Origin of the sequence: Zhenhengia yiwuensis (assembly GCF_014384995.1) — a bacterium.
Lineage (GTDB): Bacteria > Bacillota > Clostridia > Lachnospirales > Cellulosilyticaceae > Zhenhengia > Zhenhengia yiwuensis.
Genome location: NZ_JACRSY010000140.1, coordinates 1 through 518, shown reverse-complemented (window position 1 = coordinate 518; position 518 = coordinate 1). Strand labels below are relative to the sequence as shown.

General features: G+C 34.0%; 1 pseudogene. It reads right to left on the bottom strand.

The features are described 5' to 3' along the window. Positions 1 to 380, bottom strand: a pseudogene (locus H8718_RS20450) (DUF6017 domain-containing protein); the annotation flags it as partial. Positions 381 to 518: the final 138 nt, after the last annotated feature.

The window sequence follows — 518 nt, the reverse complement described above, 5'->3', positions numbered from 1 at the left end:
TCTTTTGAAATAAGTTCTTTTATGGATTGGGCTTCTACCACTTGCATAAATTCATCTAACTTTTCATAGTTAATGGTGTACCATAATGTCCTGTCTACTCTTGATTTGTTGTAATTACCGACTAATAAAATCTCCAGTTTCCTTAACTTTTCTAAAGATTTTCTTACTGCATCTTTCTTTAAAAAAGGAATCTTTTTATGCCATTCTTCAATGGAGTTATATGTCCAGAATCTACCCTCTTTTAAGTTCCTGCCTTCTTCTTTGTTCTTTACTATCCAATAATGAATTTGCTGTAGTACAATTGCCTCATTAAGGCCTACTGCTGTTGCAAAATCAATGTCAATAGTTATAGGTTTTCTGTTAAATAACACCTTGCTCATAAGCCATCTCCCTTAATGCATGAATTTGAAATGTTGCCGTTGAGAAATTTAACTGTGCCTCACATTCCTCAACAAGCATTTCATAGAGCACCGAGTCTGTATAAGCACTGTACACTTTAGGATTTGATGCAATCTTGT